Here is an 18,616-nt window from a genome sequence, read left to right on the forward strand (position 1 = left end):
ACATCGATCGCTGAGTTGCCAATTCAGCGATCAGGGTTCATAATGGATCAATGGAGCTGCGCAATCAGCTTCCAAGCAGTCATCCCCTGACTGCTCCTGTTCACCCTCCGGAGAGGGTCACAGGACCTCCTGAGTTACACCACTCGGAGGGGCGCTACCGTAGCAGGTGGTGCTGCAGCGGCCAAATCATAAAAACTGACACCAGCACTCTTGAGAAAGCTGAAGCGAGGATCGCTATTAACGTGGTCGGCGCCATGAACCGATGGAAGCCACCCTTTGATATTCGCTTCATAAGCTAGTAGCCAGTTCTCGTCGTAGAGCGCTTCAGCAGTCATATAGCTGCTCCAAAGGGTAGAAACTATGCCTCCTGGTATGAGGCCTATGTCGTTTGCATGCAGTGTGAGAAGTGCAACAAACGAGTTGTCGCACTCAACAAGTGCCGTTGCTGAGGCGGAATCGATTTGGATTCTCAATGCGAGACAGGCCCAGAGCGACCATGCCACTTCGCTGGTGTGATCAAGGCGTGCGTGTTCCGTGATGATCGTGCAGAGTGCCTGCTCTAGGGCTGCATGGGGGCAGGGTTCACCATCATTCACGCGGCGAATGAGTGTCTGAAGTACATACGGAAGGCAGGCTGGCTCCGGAACTGCGCAGTTGAGGAGCAGAGTGCAAAAGATGTTCCAGTTGCTGGGATCGATTTTGATACCACTCACACGGGCAACTGCATACTGCAAGACTGGTTGGCTTGAATGAATATCCGCCAAGTAAAAAGCAAGAGTAAAATAGTCAATGAGTTCGGTTAGCTGGGATCTTGCCTTTGCAGAGTCGAGCGGATGTCGTCTCAATTGAGCCACCCAGGTCGAATCAAGAGGCGCCGGTAAATCAATTACCTTTGTCTTCCTTGGATTTAGGGCTAATTCATACTTTGCCAAGATGCTCTCTAGTCGATGAAACGCCTCATCGGCTTCCGTCCTACTTCTAAAGCCAAGTTCATAATCGTCAATATAGCGATGACCTCGCAGGCCTGGAATGGCATTTATCAATTCCTTGTCACAGGCCTGCATCAGTATTTCAGCAAGAACTAGAGATGTGTCAGGCCCAATTGGTATTCCGACTGTCTGTCCGTCTTGCGCGGATCGCACAAGCAGATCTAACCGGTTTCCCAATAGCGTGTTGTCTCTCACTCGCTTAGCAACCGCCTTAGTGTGCAGTGCCCAAGGAAGAGAATGGGTGTAGATTGAATGATAGAAACGACTAATATCTGTCTTTAGAATAAATCTGTTGTTGCGCCTTGACTCGACTGCGTCTAGCGCACGATGGCTTTGGGGCTTAGACGCTTGTATAGCCCCTTCCCGAGGATGCGTATACTGGATTTGTTGACGACATAATAGTACCACCAACAGCCGGAATTAAGTCGGTCCAGTTAGATACTATCTCAAGTGCCAGTGCATGTTGACTGACTGGATTTGGAACATCTAGGGCGCGGCGAAGAAGACCACCACGGGCCAAAGAGTAACGTGCCGGCTTTGTCGTCTCTAGTCGACCATTACGCTGGCTAGAGTCAAGCTGAAAACCTGAAGGCAGAGTGGCACCTGGTGCGGTACAGGTGCTAGCAAGCGTTTCAGTTGTGAACGGGTTCGGGAGTTCTCTGGGAAAGTAACCCCTCGCGAGAATGTCTTTCAGAATCACAATGCCACCAAGGTAAAAGAGTCAGTCCAACGCTTGCCATCACCTGGCCGCAAAGAGTGATGCGTACAGCTGATCACTTTGCGGTGGCGGCTCAGGTGAATGGCGGTGTTAGACAGTTGCCTTCGCCTCATCTGCAGGACTTGCATGCAACTGAAGACCTAGCGCAGAGATAACCTTTAAGATCGTACCGAACTCTGGATTTCCACCAGCTGACAAAGCCTTGTAGAGGCTCTCACGACCAAGGCCAGCGTCACGGGCGATCTGTGTCATTCCTTTGGCACGAGCAATATCACCCAACGCGGCAGCGATGACCTTGGGGTCGCCATCTTCGAGTGCTGCTTCAAGATAGGCAGCCTGGTCTTCGCTGCTTACAAGATGGTCTGCAGGATCCCAGCGAGTAGTAAACGTCTTAGTCATGAGTCTCTCCTAAAGGTTTCGCGCAAGACTTTTAGCTTGCTTAACATCCTGTGCTTGAGAGGATTTGTCTCCACCTGCTAGAAGCAGGATGAACTCCTCACCGTTCTGGATGAAATATATTCGGTAGCCTGGGCCGAATTGAATCCGAAGTTCGGAGACGCCTTCCCCGACTGGGCGTACATCCCCAGGATTACCAAGAGATAGACGCCTTACTCGAATGTCTATTCGCGCCTTGGCTGCGCGATCACGCAGGCCCCTAAACCAATTGGCATAAGCGGTAGTCTCCCGAACCTCCAGCATGGAAGCACTGTATCCCAAGAGATACGCAAGCGCAACCCACTCCTTTCGTCTGTCTAACGCTCCAGATCAGAAGCGGGGCAAATCTTTGGCATGGAAACATTCTTCGCCCCCCGTCTTCTGTATCTGGATGTTAGGAGGGATGCGAAAGATCGGCTGGCTTCTCATATCTTTTTAGAATACGGTCCATGTCCGAAAGAACGCTAGCTTTATCCCTCCTCTGAGCAACGACTTGTCTGCTACCAAAAAAGAATGATAAGCCTCCAGACAAGCTTGTCGCAGCGAATAGGCCCCAGCACAAATAGGCAGGTGTATAGTTAGCAACTTCCTGGACGCTACACGCTCCTGTGGCAGTCCTTCCGGCAATGCAGTCTTTTGGCGGCATCCAATGGAAAGCCAACGCCCCGAAGAATGCGGATCCGGCAATTCCAACCAGAATACCTCCTATTGTATGCCAGAGATTCGCATCATCTTCAATCTGATCAACTTTTTCCCTGAGATCATTCCACTCCTCAACCGGGAGGAAGAATGCCGCCTGCTCAACTGGCTGTAGAATCGTATACTTCCTAGATGTCGTAAATACTGATGGTTCAGTCATTGCTGCCACCTTCTTGAGCAACAACGCCAGCTACTATTGCATTTATCAAGACTGTATTTCCACAGTTTGAGCATGTGACCGGAAGTACTGGAACTATAGGTACAGGGCCAACCACTAAACCACCACCATGAAACTCCCTCAACTCGTAGATCTCCTCCGGTACATTCCAAGCAGACTCTCCACACATGGTGCAGTTCTTATTCGTCCATTTCTGCTCCAAATGCTGGACTAGCCGAGTTCGCTGAGTTTCTTCCATTGCTCAACTGTGATTTGAAGGTTTGCAATCATAGCTGCAAGGCTGGATTCGGCTCCTCCTAACGCTCCGGTTCAGCGGCGGCGCGCGGCGCCGTCCGCTGCAACCGGTTGTTAGGTGGATGCACCGTACGGAAGCCAAACAGGAGTGATTCCGTGATCCACAATCGATCTAGTAAACCGTTCACCGCGGTCGCTCGATCACCCTAGTGCGCGGACGTGCGTCAGCATCGGAATGACTTCCACGCTGACATTAGCTCGGCAGAAGGTCTTCTCTAGGATGTCATCTGAAATCGTGGCCGCCAACGTCTCCGGGATCTTGCCGCCGAAACGCCGCCGTAAAATGACGTCAACGAGCGCGTCCTTCTCCCCCAACAGCGTCACGTTGACCGTGCTCCCAATCGGAATGAAACCGGGAACATAATGGAGGGTCAGTGCAACGGTCTCGCGGATACTCTTCTTGAGCTCGAGGTGACGACGACGCACCCCGCGGATCACGAGGATTGTGATGCTGCCAACGAGGTCCAACGCAGTTACGTTGAGCACCAGCAGGCCAAATGCATTCCAGCTGTGCTCGGGGCTTCCGAGCGCCCATCCGATGCCGATTACCGCGGCTGGGGGAATGAGCGAGATAGCCACCTGGACCCCGATGACTGCGTCAATGACCTGTCCCCACAGCCGTTCTATGGTGCTGGGTTCTGTGATCAGCGCAAGCGAAGCGGCCGCGCCCGCTGAAACCGCAATAAGCACGCTCAAGGCCACGTCTCGTGATGTCGGCATCGCTCTAAGTGCGATCTCGGGCGTAATGTCGATGCCCGGAAAATACTGTCGCAGTGCAGACGTAATTAGAGCAGCTACACAGGCACCAATTACCAGCAGGCCGACGAACTGCTTGACGATTCCTCCAAAGAAGACAGCCCTGTTACGAAACAGCGCACCGATACAGACTGCACGTGAGGGCGCCATAAAAGGGGCGACACACATCGAACCGATGACGGCTGCCGCGCTGTTGAGCAACAGTCCAGCCGTGGCCATCACGGTCGCAGCCACCACCATCGAGAGGTACCCGCCAGTTATGGCCCCTCCAGCGACGGCACGCCGCTCTAATGTGGTGTGGTAGTTGGGGATGCCCCAAATGCCCACACCTTGAACAACTGAGTCGTCGCTGCGGAGTATTCCTGTGGGAGGCGGAGTTGTCATCGATACACTAGGTTTCCGGCAACAGAAGCGCGAGCAGGCTTATCCACCTAACGCTCCAGATCAGAAGCGAGCAGGAATCTCGGCATAGCAGGTCGCTATTGCTACCGCCTTCTGCATCTGGTTGTTCGAAGTGTCGTTTCCCCACAGGAAACGTCCGCAGTCCTCAGCTTCAGATGCAGTACGGATGAAGGGCGGGTGAACTCATCTGCTTGCTGATGTCCGCCAGGATAGCTTTGCGGCAACGCCGCCCATGTGATCGCTTGGGGCCTTGGGGTCAAAGTTACAGGCGACAACTTTCCTGACGGCGGGGGAAATTGAGCAATTCTTAGATATAAATGCGTGATCGTCCGGTTCCGCTAAGACGGTACGTGCCACCCCTTGGGCCTGTAAACCACTCGGATGGTCGGTTCATTTTCGCAATCTCATTCTTTTCCGCAAGGGTAAGATCAAGCTCTTCAACGGAGACCATCTCAGGCTCCCAACCCAAGCACTGGATTAAATAGTCCACTGCATCATCTGCCTCCTCTGGCGTACGACAGAGACCTCCATCAGCGCCGAATCCAGAACCCCAAACGACAACACGCCAGTACCTGCGTCTATCCATTCAAAGCTGCCTCTCTAATGCTGGAGATTGTAAAAGGGAAGAAGATTTCGTTTTGGCATTTGAGAGCTATCCCGGCCATTCGGTTTGACACTTACACTTTTGGAAGAACGCAGGCCTACTCGTGATCATAAGCCAACCAGGTGGATTCACGATCCTTCGAACGCTGAATGGGCGGATCCAGTGAATACCGCCATCTTGCCTCTCTTAGCAGCATACGAGCGGCTCGGCCTGAGAGCAACAGCGTGAAAACCTTGTCCTCGCGCTGAAGTAGCCGAGATCCCTCACACGTCACGGATTCTTAGGCGGATCCGCCTAAGGCCGTTTGTGCCGTTACAAAAGGTCGGCGGGGCTGCTCACGCCCAGAGGGCCTCGATTCAGCACATGCGTGTAGATCATCGTAGTCTTGACATCGCTGTGTCCCATCAATTCCTGGATCGTGCGGATATCCTGCCCTCGCTCCAGCAGGTGGGTGGCAAATGAATGGCGGAAGGTGTGAGGTGTCGCCGGCTTGTTGACACCTGCCGCCAGCACGGCTCGCCGCACACCCTTCTGGATCAGACTGGGATCCAGATGATGCCGACCCTGTTGGCCGGTGGCTGGATCAGTCCAGCGATGCGTCTGCGGAAACACCCACTGCCAGGACCACTCCACCGCGGAATTGGGGTATTTCCGTCCCAGCGCATGCGGCAGCTGCACCCGGCCATAGCCCTCGGCCAGGTCCGTCTGATGCAACCGACGGACCTTCTCCAGGTGCAGCCTCAGCTTCTCCCCGACACGGCTCGGCAACATGGTGCGGCGATCCTTGGACCCCTTGCCATCGCGCACGGTGAGCTGCTTCCGGCTGAAATCCAGGTCCTGCACCCGCAGCCGCAGGGCCTCCAGGAGCCGCAGCCCACTGCCGTAAAGCAGCCCCGCCACAAGTGCCTCCACGCCATCCATCCGCTCCAGCACCGCCCGCACCTCCTCCGGCGTCAGCACCACCGGCAGCCGCTTGCTCGTCCGCGCCCGCACCACACCGTCGAGCGCCACATCCCGCTCCAACAGCTCCCGGAACAGAAACAGCAGCGCACTCAGGGCCTGGTTCTGGGTTGAGGCACTCACCTGCAGGTCCACCGCCAGGTGGTTGAGGAAGGCATTCACCTCAGAACTGCCCATCTCGCGGGGATGCCGTCTCCCGTGAAAGCGCAGAAAGCGGCGCAGCCACTGCTCGTAGGTCGTCACGGTCCGTCGGGCGTAGTGCCGCACCTGCAGTTCCTCCCGGTAGCGCTGAATCAATCCGGGGGAGCGGGCTACAGGGACCATGAGCAGAGGTTGAGCAACCTGCGTGAAGTGTTCCCACGCCAGGGCGCCTACGCTCAGCGCACGATCGGCGGCAGACCGCAACGGCCGCCCGGCCTCAGGCATGGACTTCTTCGACCGCCAATGGAGCACCTACCGCCGGGTGGTCGACCACGACCTGATGGAGCATCAGGCGCTCTCAGCGGCCACCACCGCGGCGATCGAGGGCTGGCTGGCCCAGCGGCCCCCTGGATCGCCGCAGCCCCACATGGTGGACCTGGGCTGCGGGGACCTCGCCTTGCTGGCGCCGCTGCTGCGCCGCTTGCCCCTGGGCTCCTACCACGGGCTTGATCTCTCCGCCCCCGTGCTGCCCCGCGCCGCCGCGCAGCTGCAGGGGGTGCCCTACCCCTGCGCCTGGCGGGAGCAGGATCTGCTCTCCTGGGCCCTTGAAGGATCCGTCCCCGCTGATGCCGGTTCCGCCAGCACCGCTCCGGTGGACCTGATCCACAGTTCCTTCGCCGTGCATCACCTCAGCGACGAACAGAAGGGCCAGTTCCTCGCTGGAGCCCGCTCCCGCGTGGCCCCCGACGGGATGCTGCTCTGGGCCGACGTGTTCCGGGATCCCGGTGAAAGCCGCGACAGCTACCTGCAGCGCTACGTGCAGCGGATCCGCAAGGGCTGGACGTCAATCCCCGCCGAAGAAGGCCAGAGGGTGATCGATCACCTCAGCCAGTTCGATTTTCCAGCCGACGCCGCGGCCATTGAATCAATGGCCGAAGCCTGCGGCTGGGGCTGGCAGTGGCTCTGGCGCGGACAGCACCGAGCCGAAGCCCTGGCCAGGCTCACACCCCTCTGAATCCACTCAGGCCTGATCGGATTCCAGGATGATGATCGCCAGCACCCCCACCCCCATTCCCACATATTGCTGCTTGCTGATGCTCTCGCCGTAGATCAGCCTTGTTGCCAGAATCAGTGTGATCACATTGAAGACCACGCAGATGATCGATGCTGTAGCGATGTTTCTGTAGCGAAAGGCATGGGCAAGGATGGCCATGCCCACCATATAGATCATCATGCCCAGCCAGAAGGCTGGTCGATTCTCCTTGATGATCCAGATCTTGATGGCGAGATCACCGATGGTGAGAATCACTCCTCCAATCAGGAGCATCACCGTTGGATGAAAACCCATGCGTCTTAATTCAGTGATCGAAGACTGCCGTGACCGTGATAAAGCTGTGCACGAAATCCAGGCCGCACCCTATTAAACCAGCCTCCATCGAGTGATTGATGGCCTCAAGCGTGATGCCAACATTCCGCAAACTCAGAGTTCCCGCTCCAGCTGTGCTCCCGCGGGGGGGCTGAGCTCTGCTCAGGGCCGGATCTCCACCGGCGTGCCCACGGCGGTGCGCGGAAACAGCCAGCGGGCCGTGGCGCTCGTGGTGCGGATGCAACCGTGGCTGCGGGCCACGCCGAAGCACTCCCCGGCACGCTCCTGCCAGGGTGCCGGGTGGATGCACAGGCGATCAGGAGCCAGGCCGCCACCGCTGAGACACATCACGTTCGGCACGGCGGGGATGCGGTAATCGGGCCCCACCAGCGTCGTTTCGCTGTACTTGCTGCCGATCTGAAACTGCCCTGTGGGGGTCGGCGTCGCGGGGCGGCCCGTCGAGACCAGGGCGGCATAGAGCAGGCGCTGCCGATCGTCGTAGGCGTAGAGCTTCTGGTCGGAGAGATCGATCAGCAGCGCCGCCACCAGCTCCAGCATCAAGCAGCCCCTGCTCAGCCGTGTTCCCGCAGGAAGGACACACTGCTCGCCAGTTCCTCGGCAAAGCGATCGATCTCCTCGATTGTTGTGGTGAAACTGAGGCTGGCGCGCGCCGAACCGCTGATGCCGTAGTGGCGGTGCAGGGGCTGGGTGCAATGGTGGCCGCTGCGGATGCAGATGCCGCTGGCATCCAGCAGGGCGGCGATGTCGTTGGCGTGCAGCCCCTCCACCACAAAGGACGCCAGGGCGCCACGGTCGGGCTGCTGCTGGGGGGTGGGACCCAGCACCCGCAGCCCGTCGATCGCCTGCAGCCGCTGGAACAGGTGGGCGGTGAGCCTCTGCTCCCAGGCGTGGATGCGCTCGAGCCCGAGGGCCGTGAGGTAATCGATGGCGGCACCCATGCCCACGGCCTCACCGATCGCCGGCGTTCCCGCCTCGAACTTGTGGGGCAGCTCCGCCCAGGTGCTGTGATCCAGATACACGTCCTGGATCATCTCGCCGCCACCCAGGAACGGCGGCATCGCCTCCAGCAACGCTTCCCGCGCCCAGAGGAAACCCATGCCCGTGGGGCCGCAGAGCTTGTGGGACGACCCCACCAGGAAATCGGCTCCAAGGGTCTGCACGTTCACCGGCAGGTGCGGCAGGCTCTGGCACGCATCCACCAGCAGCAGCGCCCCGGCGGCATGGGCCAGCTGGGCGATCGCGCTGATCGGGTTGTGGGAGCCGAGGGTGTTGCTGATCTGCACCACGCTCACCAGCCGGGTGCGCTCGCTGATCTGCGCGCGCAGATCCTCCAGATCCAGCTCGCCGCTGGCGGTGAGACCGGCGTGGCGCAGGCGGGCACCGGTGCGCGCGGCCAGCTGCTGCCAGGGCACCAGGTTGCTGTGGTGCTCCATCACCGTGAGCACGATCTCATCGCCGGGCCGCAGGAAGGCATCCCCCCAGCTGCGGGCCACCAGGTTGATCGCCTCGCTGGCGTTGCGGGTGAACACGATCTCCCGCGGCGTGGCGGCGCCCACGAAGCGGGCCGTCTTGTCGCGGGCGCCTTCGAAGGCGTCGGTGGCGCGGGCGCTCAGCTGGTGGGCGCCCCGGTGCACGTTGGCGTTGTCGTGGCGGTAGTAGCGCTGCAGGGCATCGAGCACCGCCAGGGGCTTCTGGCTGGTGGCGGCGTGATCGAGGTAGATCAGGGGCTGCCCCAGGCAGGCCTGATCCGCCAGCAGCGGGAAATCGGCGCGGGTGACAGCCGCCAGATCCTCGGCGGCGGACTGCGTCGGGGCAGGAGGCTGGAGAGCGGGGGCGGAGGCGGTGAACGGCATCGTGATCAGTCCTCCCCAAGCAGTCGCTGCAGCGGCCTCCAGGCAGCCGCGGCGGCGGGGAGCGCCCGCAGCACCTCGTCGCAGAAGCCACGCTTGAGCAGGCCGGCGGCCACCGCCGCCGACAGGCCCCGACTCTGCAGGTAGAACAGTTCGTCGGTCTGAAGCCGGCTCACGGTGGCGCCATGGGCGCAGCGCACATCGTCGGCCACGATCTCCAGCTCGGGCTTGGTGTCGATCCGGGCCTGGTTGGAGAGCAACAGGTTGCGGCTGAGCTGTGAGGCATTGGTGCGCTGGGCCGCCCGGGGCACCTTCACCGCCCCGTTGAACACACTGCGGCCACGGTCGTCGGCGATGGCCTTGTGCAGTTGATCCAGCCGGCCTTCGGGTCCGCGGAATTCCACACGGCTGTGGGTGTCCGCCAGCTGCTGGCCATCGGCCAGTTGCAGGGCCTTGAGGCTGGTGGTGGCGTCGCCATCCACCTGGACCACCCGCGGCTCAAAGCGCGAGAGCGCCCAGCCGTGGCTGGCCGATGTGGACTCGAGCCGGCTGCGGGGCTCCTGCTCCACCGCCAGATGGCCGAAGAAGCAGGCCTGGCCCTCACCCAGGGCCAGCAGGCCGTGGCGCAGCGTGGACTCGCGGCCGAGTTGGGCTTCAATCACCAGGCTTGAGAGGCTGCCACCGGAACCGAGCTGCACCTGGAGCACCTCCAGGCTGGCCTTCTCCTCCAGGAGCAGCAACACCCGCACGGGGCGCAGCACCCCGTCGCCGGCGGCCTGGCTCACCAGCTCCAGGGTTGGCGCCACTGCACCACTCACGCGCAGGGCCAGCACCCGGGTGGCGCTGGCCTGGTTCAACTCCACGGGCCAGTGCTGCTCACAGCTGCAGGCGGCCAGGGTGTGCCCCAGGGCCAGCTGCACCTCCTCAGGGCTGAGCGGTGAAAGTCCGGCAGGCAGGTCCTGTCCAGCCAGAAGATCGCCAGGGGCATCGAGCCAGAGGCGCACCGCCGCAGCGCTGGGCTGCTCGGGCCACTCACCCGGCTCGCTGGCCGCCGCAGGGGCAGGGGCCAGGGCCGTGAGCGGGCCGAGGTCGGTGAAGCGCCAGTCCTCCTGGCGGCGGGAGGGCAGCGCCTGGCGGGAGAGCGCCTCCCGGCCGCGCCACTGCACCGCTTCGAGCGGACCGGCCGGGGCCGGCAAACGCTCCAGGAACGTGGTCACCCAGTTGGAGGCGTCCACAGCAGCGGAGTTGGACATCGCAGCCACCATCAGGCCACCTCCAGAACGGCCAGCTCCTGGTCGACCCAGTCGTAGCCGCGTTCCTCCAGCTCCAGGGCCAGCTCCTTGCCTCCGGTGCGCAGGATGCGACCACCGGCCATCACATGGACGTAGTCCGGGGTGATGACATCCAGCAGGCGCTGGTAATGGGTGATCAGCAGGGTGGCGTTGTCGGGGCTGGCCAGGTGGTTCACGCCACCCGCCACGATGCGCAGAGCGTCGATGTCAAGGCCGGAATCGGTTTCATCGAGGATCGCCACCAGGGGATCGAGCAGAGCCATCTGCAGAATCTCGTTGCGCTTCTTCTCGCCGCCCGAGAAACCTTCGTTCACGCTGCGCTCGAGGAAGGCGGGATCCATCTGCACCACCTCCAGCCGCTCGCGCACCAGGTCCTCGAAGGCGAAGGTGTCGAGCTCCTCCTCCCCCTTCTCCTGACGGCGGGCATTGGTGGACACCCTCAGGAACTCGAGGTTGCTCACCCCGGGGATCTCCACGGGATACTGGAAGCCCAGGAACAGCCCCGCCCGGGCCCGCTGCTCCGGTTCGAGATCGAGCAGGTCGGCGCCGCGATAGAGAACGTGGCCGCCCGTGACGGTGTAGGCGGGATGGCCGGCCAGCACCTTGGAGAGGGTGCTCTTGCCGCTGCCGTTGCGGCCCATCACCGCATGGATCTCTCCAGCCTTGATCGTGAGATTGACGCCCTTGAGGATCGGCTTGTCCTCCACCCGGGCCTGCAGGTCAACGATTTCGAGAAGCGTGTCGGCGTCGGGGCGAATCACAGCTGGCGGAACAAGGGAAACAACAGAGAAAGGAGCCATGCTCCGGGACAACAGCGCCTGAGGGATCAGCCCACAGACCCCTCCAGCTTGAGAGCCAGGAGCTTGTCGGCTTCAGCCGCGAATTCCATCGGCAGCTGGTTGAACACATCACGGCAGAAGCCGCTCACCATCATCGACACCGCTTCCTCGAAACCGATTCCCCGGCTCTGCAGATAGAAGAGCTGATCGGCGGAGATGCGGCAGGTGCTGGCCTCATGCTCCACGCTGGCCTCGGGTTGCTGCGAACGGATGTACGGATAGGTGTTGGCAGCCGCCTGATCACCGATCAGCATCGAATCGCACTGGCTGTAGTTGCGGGCACCCCAGGCCTTGGGCCCGATCTGGACCAGCCCCCTGTAACTGTTGGAGGAACGGCCGGCGCTGATGCCCTTGCTCACGATCGTGGAGCGGGTGTGGGGGCCCACATGCACCATCTTCGTGCCGGTATCGGCCTGCTGGAGATTGTTGGTGAGGGCCACGGAGTAGAACTCTCCGACCGAATGGGCTCCCTGCAGCACACAGCTGGGGTACTTCCAGGTGATCGCCGAGCCCGTTTCCACCTGGGTCCAGCTGATGTGGCTGCGGTCGCCGCGGCAGTGGCCTCGCTTGGTCACGAAGTTATAGATGCCACCCACGCCGTTCTCATCACCGGCATACCAGTTCTGAACGGTGGAGTACTTGATCGAGGCATCGTCGAGAGCCACCAGCTCCACCACCGCCGCATGCAGCTGGTTGGTGTCAAACATCGGGGCGGTGCAGCCCTCAAGATAACTCACCGAGGCACCTTCTTCGGCCACGATCAGAGTGCGCTCGAACTGTCCGGTGTCACCGGAGTTGATGCGGAAATAGGTGGAAAGCTCCATCGGACACTCCACGCCCTTCGGGATGAACACGAAGGAGCCGTCACTGAACACGGCGGAATTGAGGGCCGCGAAGAAGTTGTCGTTGCTGGGAACAACCGTTCCGAGATAGCGCTCGATCAGCTCGGGGTGATCCTTGACGGCCTCACTGATCGAGCAGAAGATCACCCCATGCTCCGCCAGCTTCTCGCGGTAGGTGGTGGCAATCGAGACGCTGTCGAACACAGCATCAACAGCCACATTGCTGAGACGCTTCTGTTCGCTCAGCGGAATACCGAGCTTGTCAAAAGTTTCCAGCAGCTTGGGGTCCACTTCATCCAGGCTCGCCTTCTTCTCCTGCTGGCGAGGCGCGGCGTAGTAGATCATCTCCTGATAATCGATCGCCGGATGCCCCAGGGCCGCCCAGTCGGGCTCCTCCATCCTCAGCCACTGCCGGTAGGCACGGAGACGGAAATCAAGCAGAAACTGGGGTTCCTCCTTCTTGGAGGAGATGAGCCGGACGACATCTTCACTGAGACCTTTGTCGATCTTGTCGGTTTCGATGTCTGTGACAAACCCGTATTTATAGGGTTGACTGACAAGATCGCCGACGCTGGTGGAGCTGCTCATGGCGTTCAGGCGGCAGGGGGCTGGATATGGGTCTTGATCTCCTCGAGACCGATGGTCTGCTGGTCTCCGCGGAAGGGATTGTCTTCCGTGAGGAAGAGCATGCAGTGGCACTCCTTGCGCTCCCTCATCGGCACACAGGGGCAGTTCCAGAAGGCCTGCTCGGCCTCGGCCTGCTTGTCCTCGTAGTGGCGGCAGGGGCAGAGAGCGGCGCCCAGCTGCTCCTTGTGCCGCGCCAGCCCTTCGAGAACCACCGCCGTCACCCCGGGATCGCTGCAGAAGTAGGTGTCGGTCCGCTTGGCGTAGGCCTCGGCGAAGCGCCGGATCAGCTCCAGGCTGTCGCTGCTGGGGGCGGCCGTGGCGGAGGGGGCGTCGGACATGAATTCAGAAGAACGAGAGAGTCACCGAGGCCGCAGCGGAGGACCCGGGCGGGGGATGGTGGAGGCGGAACCCGGCGGCTGCAGGGCGGGGAGGCTGCTGGAATTCCCGGGAAGAACCAACGGACCGGGGTGACGGCACCATTGAATTACGAAACCCGGTTGTTTCGTTACTGGCAACCTTAGGGCAGCCAAGCTGGCGATGGGGCCTGGCGCCATTGTGAACTGCCCGTTGCCACAACTGTTGAACAAGCGTGGCAATGTGTGCAGAAGGTTCGCGACCGGACGAACCGGGCTAAGTGTTCGATGAGCGCCTCCACCCAGGCCCCAACCCGAGAAGCAGCTCTGGCCCTCCTCCTGCGTCAGGGTGAGGCCACGGCTGCCCAGCTCGCTGAGCTCCTGGGAGTGTCGGTGCAGATCATGCGCCGCCATCTGCGCAGCCTCGAGGACGACGGTCTCGTGGCCAGCAGCTCCAGTGGAGAAGGCCCCGGCCGCCCCAGCAACCACTGGCACCTCACCGCCGAGGGCCACGACCAGTTCCCCAACGGCAGCGAGAATTTCGCCATCGGCCTGCTCACCTCCCTGGCCGACAGCCTGCCCGCCGACACCGTGCAGACCCTCCTGCGCCAGCAGGCCATCGCCAAGGCCCTCGACTACCGCCGCCGGATCGGCACGGGCACGCTGCTCGAGCGGCTGGAACGGCTGGTGGAACTGCGCTGCAGCGAGGGTTACGTCAGCGACTGCCACCCCGAGCCCGACGGACTCTCCTGGTGCATGAGCGAATTCCACTGCTCCGTCTCCCGCCTCGCTGAACAGTTCCCCGTGCTGTGTGACCAGGAACTGCAGCAGATGCGCCACACCTTTCCCGACTGCAGCGTGGAGCGTGTGCACTGGCGTCTCGAATCCGGCCACTCCTGCGGATTCCGCATCACCCCTCGAGGCGCTGAAGCCGCCCAGTTCTCTCAGGATGGCTGAGGCCCCTGCCGGTCCCCTCGCCAGCGGCGACCTGGCCCTCCTTGAGGCCACCCTGCTCCCCAGCCTCGAGCGCCATCACCTGCGTGTGCTGGCCCACTGCCTGCGCACCCTGCAGGAGGCAGCCGGCAGCCGCTGCGGTCCCCTGCCGACCCGCCCTGTCCTGCTCGCCTGGATGGCGCGTCACGGCACCCTGGCCGCCGATCCCGAGTTTCAGCAGGTGTTCCTCGCCCAGCTCGAACGCGGCGCTCTGCAGTTGCAGGAGCTGGCTGACAGCCGGGGACTGGACCCCCTCGCCCTCGACATCGGCGACCTGATCTCCTGGGCGGAGGCCGAGGCCAGAACCCGCCTCAGCCGCTCCAGCCAAGCCCCGCCACCAGGCTGACGCCGGCCAGGGCCAGCACCGCTGCCAGCAGCCCCGTGGGGCCTGGCCGGTCTCCTTCCAGCCCCGCCAGGGGCAGAGCCAGCACCGGAGCGGTGGCCAGCAGGGCCACGGCAAGCCCGACTGGCAGATGCTGGAGAGCCGTCTGCTGCAGCACGATGCCGGCGCTGGTGCCCAGCAGAGTGGCCAGGAGCACCAGGGGCCAGCGCCGCCTCAGGGGCCGCGGGCGCACGCCCGGGGGCGGCAGCCGCCACAGCAGCGGCAGCATCACGAGGGCCGCCGCCGCCAGGCGCAGGGTGGCCGACTGCAGCGGAGGCAGAGCCGAATCCCGCAGCGCCGCCCTCGAGAGCAGGGCGCCGCCACTGCCGCAGACCAGCGCGGCCAGGGCCAGCAGCAGGCCGAGGTGCTGCCCTCCCGAGGGCCGGGACGCCAGGTCGGGACCGCCGGCCGGGGGCTGCTGGCGGGCCACCAGGGCCACCGACAGGCAGATCAGCACCACCCCCACCCCCTGGGGCCAGCGGGGCCACTCGGCCAGGAACAGAGCCCCGCCCAGCAGCGACAGCGCCGGCCCACCCGCTTCGAGGGTGAGCGTCCGACGGGTCCCCAGCCGGCGCAGGGCCGCGAAGTAGAGGCTGTCACCCAGGGCGATGCCGAGCACACCGCTGGCCAGCAGCAGCAGCAGCGCAGGAAGCGGCACCAGCCAGCCCCCCAGCAGCAGCACCGGCACCTGAATCCCGACGGCCAGCAGGTTCTTGACCAGGTTGAGCTGGGCTGCGCTCAGGGAGGTGGGCAGACGGCGCCAGAGACTGCTGGAGACCGCCCAGCAGAGGGCTGCGGCCAGGGCCGCCACGACTCCCGTTGTGGCCACCGGGCTACGGCTGGGGTGAGGGAGTTGCGATCATCGCTGCAGCCGTGCTGTCCCCGTGAGCGTTCCGATCGCCGATGCCCTCAGTTTTTTCAGGCTCAGCTGCGGGCGCTGGCGCTCCCAGCGCACCAGCCACCACCTGCTGCACCGGCGCGCCGAGGCCGGCGGGTCAATGATCGAGGTCATGGAGGTGGAGGCCAGTGACCCGCGCCTCAGGGCGATCGCCGAGCTGCACGACCAGGACCCGGCGGGCCTGGTGGGGGGCTGCCAGGTGCGCTGGAGCGGCTCGATGGCCTGGGACAAAGCCGGCGAAGCCCATCAGGGGGAGTCGGTGTTCGGTCTGATCCCCACCGACTCCTCGGGACGCGAGGGACTGCTGTTGCGGGACCGCGGCTACGCGGAGACCGCACCTGTGGCGGGCCACTTCCGCATGGATGACCGGGATGGCCTGCTGCTGACGACGGCCTACGAAACGATGAGCAGCCTGGAGCGCTTCTGGTTTCCCAACACCAACCTGCGCCTGCGCACCAGCACCGTGGAAGGACTCTCCAACACCGCGTCGTTCTGCATGGAAAGCCGCTGCCCGCAGAACGGTGCTGACGGGGAGACCAGCGATTCAGGCGAAGGCGCCGCGGGCCTCGCCACCACCCCCCGCAGAACGCTGATCTCGGCCTTCGGCTGGTAGGGCGGTCTGACCCCGGCGGACGTGTCAAACGTTACGGACTGTGAGCCCTGCCGCCACGGGCGGGGTTCGATCGGGCCTGACTTCTACGATCCACAGCGACGGATGACGATGTTCGCGTGGCGATCCCGCTTCTGAAGTACGCACCCACCAGCCAGAACTCTCGAGTGAAGGCGTTTCGCGTGGGCTCCGACGAGGATCCGAAAGGCGTCTCGCTGGACAAGGCCTTTGATCGCAACGCCCAGAACGTGGTGATCGAAGCGGCCTACCGTCAGATCTTCTTCCACGCCTTCAAGGTCGACCGCGACACGATCCTGGAGTCGCAGCTGCGCGATGGCCAGATCACCGTGCGTGATTTCATCCGGGCCCTCTGCCTCTCGGATACCTTCACCCGCAGCTTCTACAACCTGAACAGCAACTACCGGGTGGCGCGTCACCTGGTGGAGAAACTGCTGGGCCGCCAGGTCTATGGCAAAGCCGAGGAGATCGCCTGGTCCGCGGTGATCATGACCAAGGGCGTGGCCGGCGCCGTCGATCAGATCCTCGACAGCGACGAGTATCTCGAGAATTTCGGCTACGACACCGTGCCTTACCACCGCAACCGGGTGGTGGGCTCCCGTGAAGTGGGAGAAACCCCCTTCAACATCACCTCGCCCCGCTACGAGGCCTACTACCGGGGCATCCTGGGCTTCCCCCAGATCGTCTACACCGGGACCGCCAAGTCGCTGCCCAAATGGGCGCGGCAACGCCGCGGTGGCTTCCCCGAGGACTACCTGCCCTGGGTGCGCTCCCTGCCTGCCCTGCGGACAGGTGCCGCGTCCTCGGGCAACACCGGCATGGACTACCTCTCCAAGGTTCCCTACCGCAGCGTCGGCCGCTGACACCAGCGGCTCTGCCCCAAGGTTTCCCTGAGAACGGCGGTTCACCCCGCCGTTTTTTTCATGGCCATCCAGCTGAGGCCCAGTCAGCTGTTGCTGACGGAGGGCGCCCGGAGGACTGAGATCGGCGGGTTTCATCGCAAACTGATCCCAAACGAAATCCGGAGAAACGGTGACTCAGGCTCTCTCGTCCTTGGCTCGCATGACCCTGCGTCAGCTCCGCCAGATCGCTAGTGACCTCGGCGTGAGCCTCTACAGCCGCAAATCCAAGGAGGAGTTGCTGAACGAAATCCACAGTGTCAAGGGCGAAGGAGAGTTCACCAGCTCCGAGCCATCCGCAGCACCCGGTTCCTCCTCTCCAAGCCTCGAGCGGCTGGAGGCCGGCTTCAGTCCGGCTCCGCGCCCGGAGGCCGAGACCAAGGTGGTGTTCCTGCCCCGGGACCCCCAGTGGGCCTACGTGTTCTGGGAGATCGCCGAAGCCGAGCGCACCAGGGCCATCGAGGCCGGAGCCGGCCAGCTCTGCCTTCGTGTCGCCGACGTGACCGGACTGCCCTCGGGCGCCGCTCACCCCCACACCCTCCAGGAGGTGCCCGTCGACAGCCATGCCACCGAGTGGTACCTGCCCGTACCCCTCAGTGACCGCGATTACCGCGTTGAACTGGGGTACCGCAAGCACGGTGGAGGCTGGCTCTCCATGGGCTTCTCGGCCGTGGCCCGGGTGCCTGCCCTGCATCCCAGCGAGCAGATCCTCGACCAGTTCGTGCCCTTCTCCCTGGAAGCGGCCCCCTCGGACATGACCGTGGCCACCGCCTATCCCCACAGCAACCCCAACCCGACCGGAGCGGACAGCGGCCTGCACGAGCGTCTCTACCAGACCGCCACGGTGCGCTGGAAGCATTTCGGCCGCGGTTCCGAAGCCTTCCACGAGCTCGAGGACTCCGACTCCGCTGCAGGCCGGCGCAGTCTTCATGATTCGGGCATCGGCCTCTGGGCCAGTGGTCGCAACGACTCGGGCATCGGTGGAGTGGCACCCCGCCAGCGTTCCTTCTGGCTCGTGGCCGACGCCGAGCTGATCGTCTACGGCGCCACCGATCCGGCCGCCAAACTCACCATCGGCGATGAAGAGGTGCCCCTCTCCCCCGATGGCACCTTCCGCGTGCAGGTGCCATTCCGCGACGGCCAGCAGCTCTATCCCATCCAGGCGGTGGCCGCCGATGGCGAGCAGAAACGCAGCATCACCCTGAAGTTCGAGCGCACCACCCCCGAAGACAACAGTAATCCATCCAGCCAGGCCGTGGCTGAGTGGTTCTGATGCGCACCTTCGTGGCCCTCACCCCGCTGGCCGGCACCCTCGCCCTGCCGTTCCTCGTGCCCATCCTGATGGTCAAAGTGGGCATCGGCACAGCCGTGGGCATGGCTGTGCTGGTGAGCACCCTCTGGTTCGTCCTGATGCTGCGCACCGCCGAGATGCCAGGTCACCACTGAGGTC

At 62.8% G+C, this 18,616-nt stretch carries 21 protein-coding genes; 7 read left to right on the top strand and 14 right to left on the bottom strand.

Features of this window, described 5'->3' with window-relative positions:
- Nucleotides 1-134 precede the first annotated feature (134 nt).
- The 6 genes from I1E95_RS04855 to I1E95_RS04880 all read right to left on the bottom strand — a co-directional run bounded on the left by I1E95_RS04855 (nucleotide 135) and on the right by I1E95_RS04880 (nucleotide 6,359).
- A complete protein-coding gene (locus I1E95_RS04855; protein WP_231594954.1) occupies nucleotides 135-1,397 on the bottom strand; it encodes an RNA-directed DNA polymerase in 1,263 nt (420 codons plus the stop codon).
- A gap of 400 nt (nucleotides 1,398-1,797) precedes the next feature.
- Nucleotides 1,798-2,106, bottom strand: coding sequence for an addiction module antidote protein (locus tag I1E95_RS04860; protein WP_197165941.1), 309 nt, complete (start codon nucleotides 2,104-2,106; stop codon nucleotides 1,798-1,800).
- A gap of 9 nt (nucleotides 2,107-2,115) precedes the next feature.
- Entirely contained in the window at nucleotides 2,116-2,406 is a 291-nt protein-coding gene (locus I1E95_RS04865) for a type II toxin-antitoxin system RelE/ParE family toxin (protein ID WP_197165942.1), read from the bottom strand.
- A 130-nt stretch (nucleotides 2,407-2,536) separates the two neighbouring features.
- Nucleotides 2,537-3,022: a hypothetical protein gene (locus I1E95_RS04870; RefSeq protein WP_197165943.1), complete on the bottom strand. Its 486-nt coding sequence runs from the start codon at nucleotides 3,020-3,022 to the stop codon at nucleotides 2,537-2,539.
- A 432-nt stretch (nucleotides 3,023-3,454) separates the two neighbouring features.
- Nucleotides 3,455-4,309, bottom strand: coding sequence for a DUF389 domain-containing protein (locus I1E95_RS04875; protein WP_231594875.1), 855 nt, complete (start codon nucleotides 4,307-4,309; stop codon nucleotides 3,455-3,457).
- 1,078 nt (nucleotides 4,310-5,387) lie between these two features.
- A complete protein-coding gene (locus I1E95_RS04880) occupies nucleotides 5,388-6,359 on the bottom strand; it encodes an integron integrase (protein ID WP_197165945.1) in 972 nt (323 codons plus the stop codon).
- A 100-nt stretch (nucleotides 6,360-6,459) separates the two neighbouring features.
- Here I1E95_RS04880 and I1E95_RS04885 point away from each other — a divergent pair, with 100 nt between their 5' ends.
- Nucleotides 6,460-7,191, top strand: a complete 732-nt coding sequence (locus tag I1E95_RS04885; protein WP_197165946.1) for a methyltransferase — start codon at nucleotides 6,460-6,462, stop codon at nucleotides 7,189-7,191.
- Between the two features lie 6 nt (nucleotides 7,192-7,197).
- Here I1E95_RS04885 and I1E95_RS04890 read toward each other — a convergent pair whose 3' ends face one another.
- From I1E95_RS04890 to I1E95_RS04920, 7 genes are all read right to left on the bottom strand, one after another.
- The gene (locus I1E95_RS04890; protein WP_197165947.1) at nucleotides 7,198-7,524 is read right to left on the bottom strand and encodes a hypothetical protein; all 327 of its coding nucleotides are present in this window, start codon (nucleotides 7,522-7,524) and stop codon (nucleotides 7,198-7,200) included.
- A gap of 180 nt (nucleotides 7,525-7,704) precedes the next feature.
- Complete coding sequence (locus I1E95_RS04895) at nucleotides 7,705-8,100, bottom strand: L,D-transpeptidase (RefSeq protein WP_197165949.1); 396 nt, start codon at nucleotides 8,098-8,100, stop codon at nucleotides 7,705-7,707.
- A gap of 14 nt (nucleotides 8,101-8,114) precedes the next feature.
- A complete protein-coding gene (locus I1E95_RS04900) occupies nucleotides 8,115-9,416 on the bottom strand; it encodes a SufS family cysteine desulfurase (RefSeq protein WP_197165951.1) in 1,302 nt (433 codons plus the stop codon).
- Between the two features lie 5 nt (nucleotides 9,417-9,421).
- Nucleotides 9,422-10,666 (bottom strand): SufD family Fe-S cluster assembly protein, encoded by a 1,245-nt coding sequence (locus tag I1E95_RS04905; protein ID WP_370594576.1) that lies wholly within the window; start codon nucleotides 10,664-10,666, stop codon nucleotides 9,422-9,424.
- A gap of 11 nt (nucleotides 10,667-10,677) precedes the next feature.
- Nucleotides 10,678-11,466 carry a Fe-S cluster assembly ATPase SufC gene (gene sufC / locus I1E95_RS04910; protein WP_197167109.1) on the bottom strand — a complete coding sequence of 263 codons (789 nt, stop codon included), beginning with the start codon at nucleotides 11,464-11,466 and terminating at the stop codon, nucleotides 10,678-10,680.
- A 65-nt stretch (nucleotides 11,467-11,531) separates the two neighbouring features.
- Nucleotides 11,532-12,974, bottom strand: a complete 1,443-nt coding sequence (sufB, locus tag I1E95_RS04915) for a Fe-S cluster assembly protein SufB (protein ID WP_197165955.1) — start codon at nucleotides 12,972-12,974, stop codon at nucleotides 11,532-11,534.
- A 5-nt stretch (nucleotides 12,975-12,979) separates the two neighbouring features.
- Nucleotides 12,980-13,351 carry a ferredoxin-thioredoxin reductase catalytic domain-containing protein gene (locus I1E95_RS04920; protein ID WP_197165957.1) on the bottom strand — a complete coding sequence of 124 codons (372 nt, stop codon included), beginning with the start codon at nucleotides 13,349-13,351 and terminating at the stop codon, nucleotides 12,980-12,982.
- A 303-nt stretch (nucleotides 13,352-13,654) separates the two neighbouring features.
- Here I1E95_RS04920 and sufR point away from each other — a divergent pair, with 303 nt between their 5' ends.
- Nucleotides 13,655-14,323 (top strand): iron-sulfur cluster biosynthesis transcriptional regulator SufR, encoded by a 669-nt coding sequence (sufR, locus tag I1E95_RS04925; RefSeq protein ID WP_197165959.1) that lies wholly within the window; start codon nucleotides 13,655-13,657, stop codon nucleotides 14,321-14,323.
- Nucleotides 14,316-14,705, top strand: coding sequence for a hypothetical protein (locus I1E95_RS04930; protein ID WP_197165960.1), 390 nt, complete (start codon nucleotides 14,316-14,318; stop codon nucleotides 14,703-14,705). The genes sufR and I1E95_RS04930 overlap by 8 nt, the downstream gene beginning before the upstream one ends.
- On the opposite strand, the gene I1E95_RS04935 is transcribed toward I1E95_RS04930, so the two are convergent.
- On the bottom strand, nucleotides 14,671-15,570 hold the full coding sequence (locus I1E95_RS04935) for an EamA family transporter (protein ID WP_231594876.1): 900 nt from the start codon (nucleotides 15,568-15,570) through the stop codon (nucleotides 14,671-14,673). The two genes, I1E95_RS04930 and I1E95_RS04935, sit on opposite strands and share 35 nt — an antisense overlap.
- 55 nt (nucleotides 15,571-15,625) lie before the next feature.
- On the opposite strand from I1E95_RS04935, the gene I1E95_RS04940 reads away from it, so the two are divergent.
- From I1E95_RS04940 to I1E95_RS04955, 4 genes are all read left to right on the top strand, one after another.
- Complete coding sequence (locus tag I1E95_RS04940) at nucleotides 15,626-16,252, top strand: phycobiliprotein lyase (RefSeq protein WP_197165962.1); 627 nt, start codon at nucleotides 15,626-15,628, stop codon at nucleotides 16,250-16,252.
- Nucleotides 16,253-16,368: 116 nt separating this feature from the next.
- Nucleotides 16,369-17,130 carry a phycobilisome rod-core linker polypeptide gene (locus I1E95_RS04945; protein ID WP_197165964.1) on the top strand — a complete coding sequence of 254 codons (762 nt, stop codon included), beginning with the start codon at nucleotides 16,369-16,371 and terminating at the stop codon, nucleotides 17,128-17,130.
- Between the two features lie 199 nt (nucleotides 17,131-17,329).
- The gene (locus tag I1E95_RS04950) at nucleotides 17,330-18,439 is read left to right on the top strand and encodes a DUF4912 domain-containing protein (RefSeq protein ID WP_197165966.1); all 1,110 of its coding nucleotides are present in this window, start codon (nucleotides 17,330-17,332) and stop codon (nucleotides 18,437-18,439) included.
- Nucleotides 18,439-18,612 (top strand): hypothetical protein, encoded by a 174-nt coding sequence (locus I1E95_RS04955; protein ID WP_197165968.1) that lies wholly within the window; start codon nucleotides 18,439-18,441, stop codon nucleotides 18,610-18,612. Before I1E95_RS04950 ends, I1E95_RS04955 begins: the two co-directional genes overlap by 1 nt.
- Nucleotides 18,613-18,616 lie beyond the last annotated feature (4 nt).

Origin of the sequence: Synechococcus sp. CBW1107 (genome assembly GCF_015841355.1) — a bacterium.
Taxonomy (GTDB): domain Bacteria; phylum Cyanobacteriota; class Cyanobacteriia; order PCC-6307; family Cyanobiaceae; genus Regnicoccus_A.

Coding starts and splice junctions, on each gene's coding strand:
- I1E95_RS04860 (WP_197165941.1), bottom strand. CDS start 2,106: ATGACTAAGACGTTTACTACTCGCTGGGATCCTGCAGACCATCTTGTA.
- I1E95_RS04865 (WP_197165942.1), bottom strand. CDS start 2,406: ATGCTGGAGGTTCGGGAGACTACCGCTTATGCCAATTGGTTTAGGGGC.
- I1E95_RS04875 (WP_231594875.1), bottom strand. CDS start 4,309: ATGGTGGTGGCTGCGACCGTGATGGCCACGGCTGGACTGTTGCTCAAC.
- I1E95_RS04880 (WP_197165945.1), bottom strand. CDS start 6,359: ATGGTCCCTGTAGCCCGCTCCCCCGGATTGATTCAGCGCTACCGGGAG.
- I1E95_RS04885 (WP_197165946.1), top strand. CDS start 6,460: ATGGACTTCTTCGACCGCCAATGGAGCACCTACCGCCGGGTGGTCGAC.
- I1E95_RS04890 (WP_197165947.1), bottom strand. CDS start 7,524: ATGGGTTTTCATCCAACGGTGATGCTCCTGATTGGAGGAGTGATTCTC.
- I1E95_RS04895 (WP_197165949.1), bottom strand. CDS start 8,100: ATGCTGGAGCTGGTGGCGGCGCTGCTGATCGATCTCTCCGACCAGAAG.
- I1E95_RS04900 (WP_197165951.1), bottom strand. CDS start 9,416: ATGCCGTTCACCGCCTCCGCCCCCGCTCTCCAGCCTCCTGCCCCGACG.
- I1E95_RS04905 (WP_370594576.1), bottom strand. CDS start 10,666: ATGTCCAACTCCGCTGCTGTGGACGCCTCCAACTGGGTGACCACGTTC.
- sufB (WP_197165955.1), bottom strand. CDS start 12,974: ATGAGCAGCTCCACCAGCGTCGGCGATCTTGTCAGTCAACCCTATAAA.
- I1E95_RS04920 (WP_197165957.1), bottom strand. CDS start 13,351: ATGTCCGACGCCCCCTCCGCCACGGCCGCCCCCAGCAGCGACAGCCTG.
- sufR (WP_197165959.1), top strand. CDS start 13,655: ATGAGCGCCTCCACCCAGGCCCCAACCCGAGAAGCAGCTCTGGCCCTC.
- I1E95_RS04930 (WP_197165960.1), top strand. CDS start 14,316: ATGGCTGAGGCCCCTGCCGGTCCCCTCGCCAGCGGCGACCTGGCCCTC.
- I1E95_RS04950 (WP_197165966.1), top strand. CDS start 17,330: ATGACCCTGCGTCAGCTCCGCCAGATCGCTAGTGACCTCGGCGTGAGC.
- I1E95_RS04955 (WP_197165968.1), top strand. CDS start 18,439: ATGCGCACCTTCGTGGCCCTCACCCCGCTGGCCGGCACCCTCGCCCTG.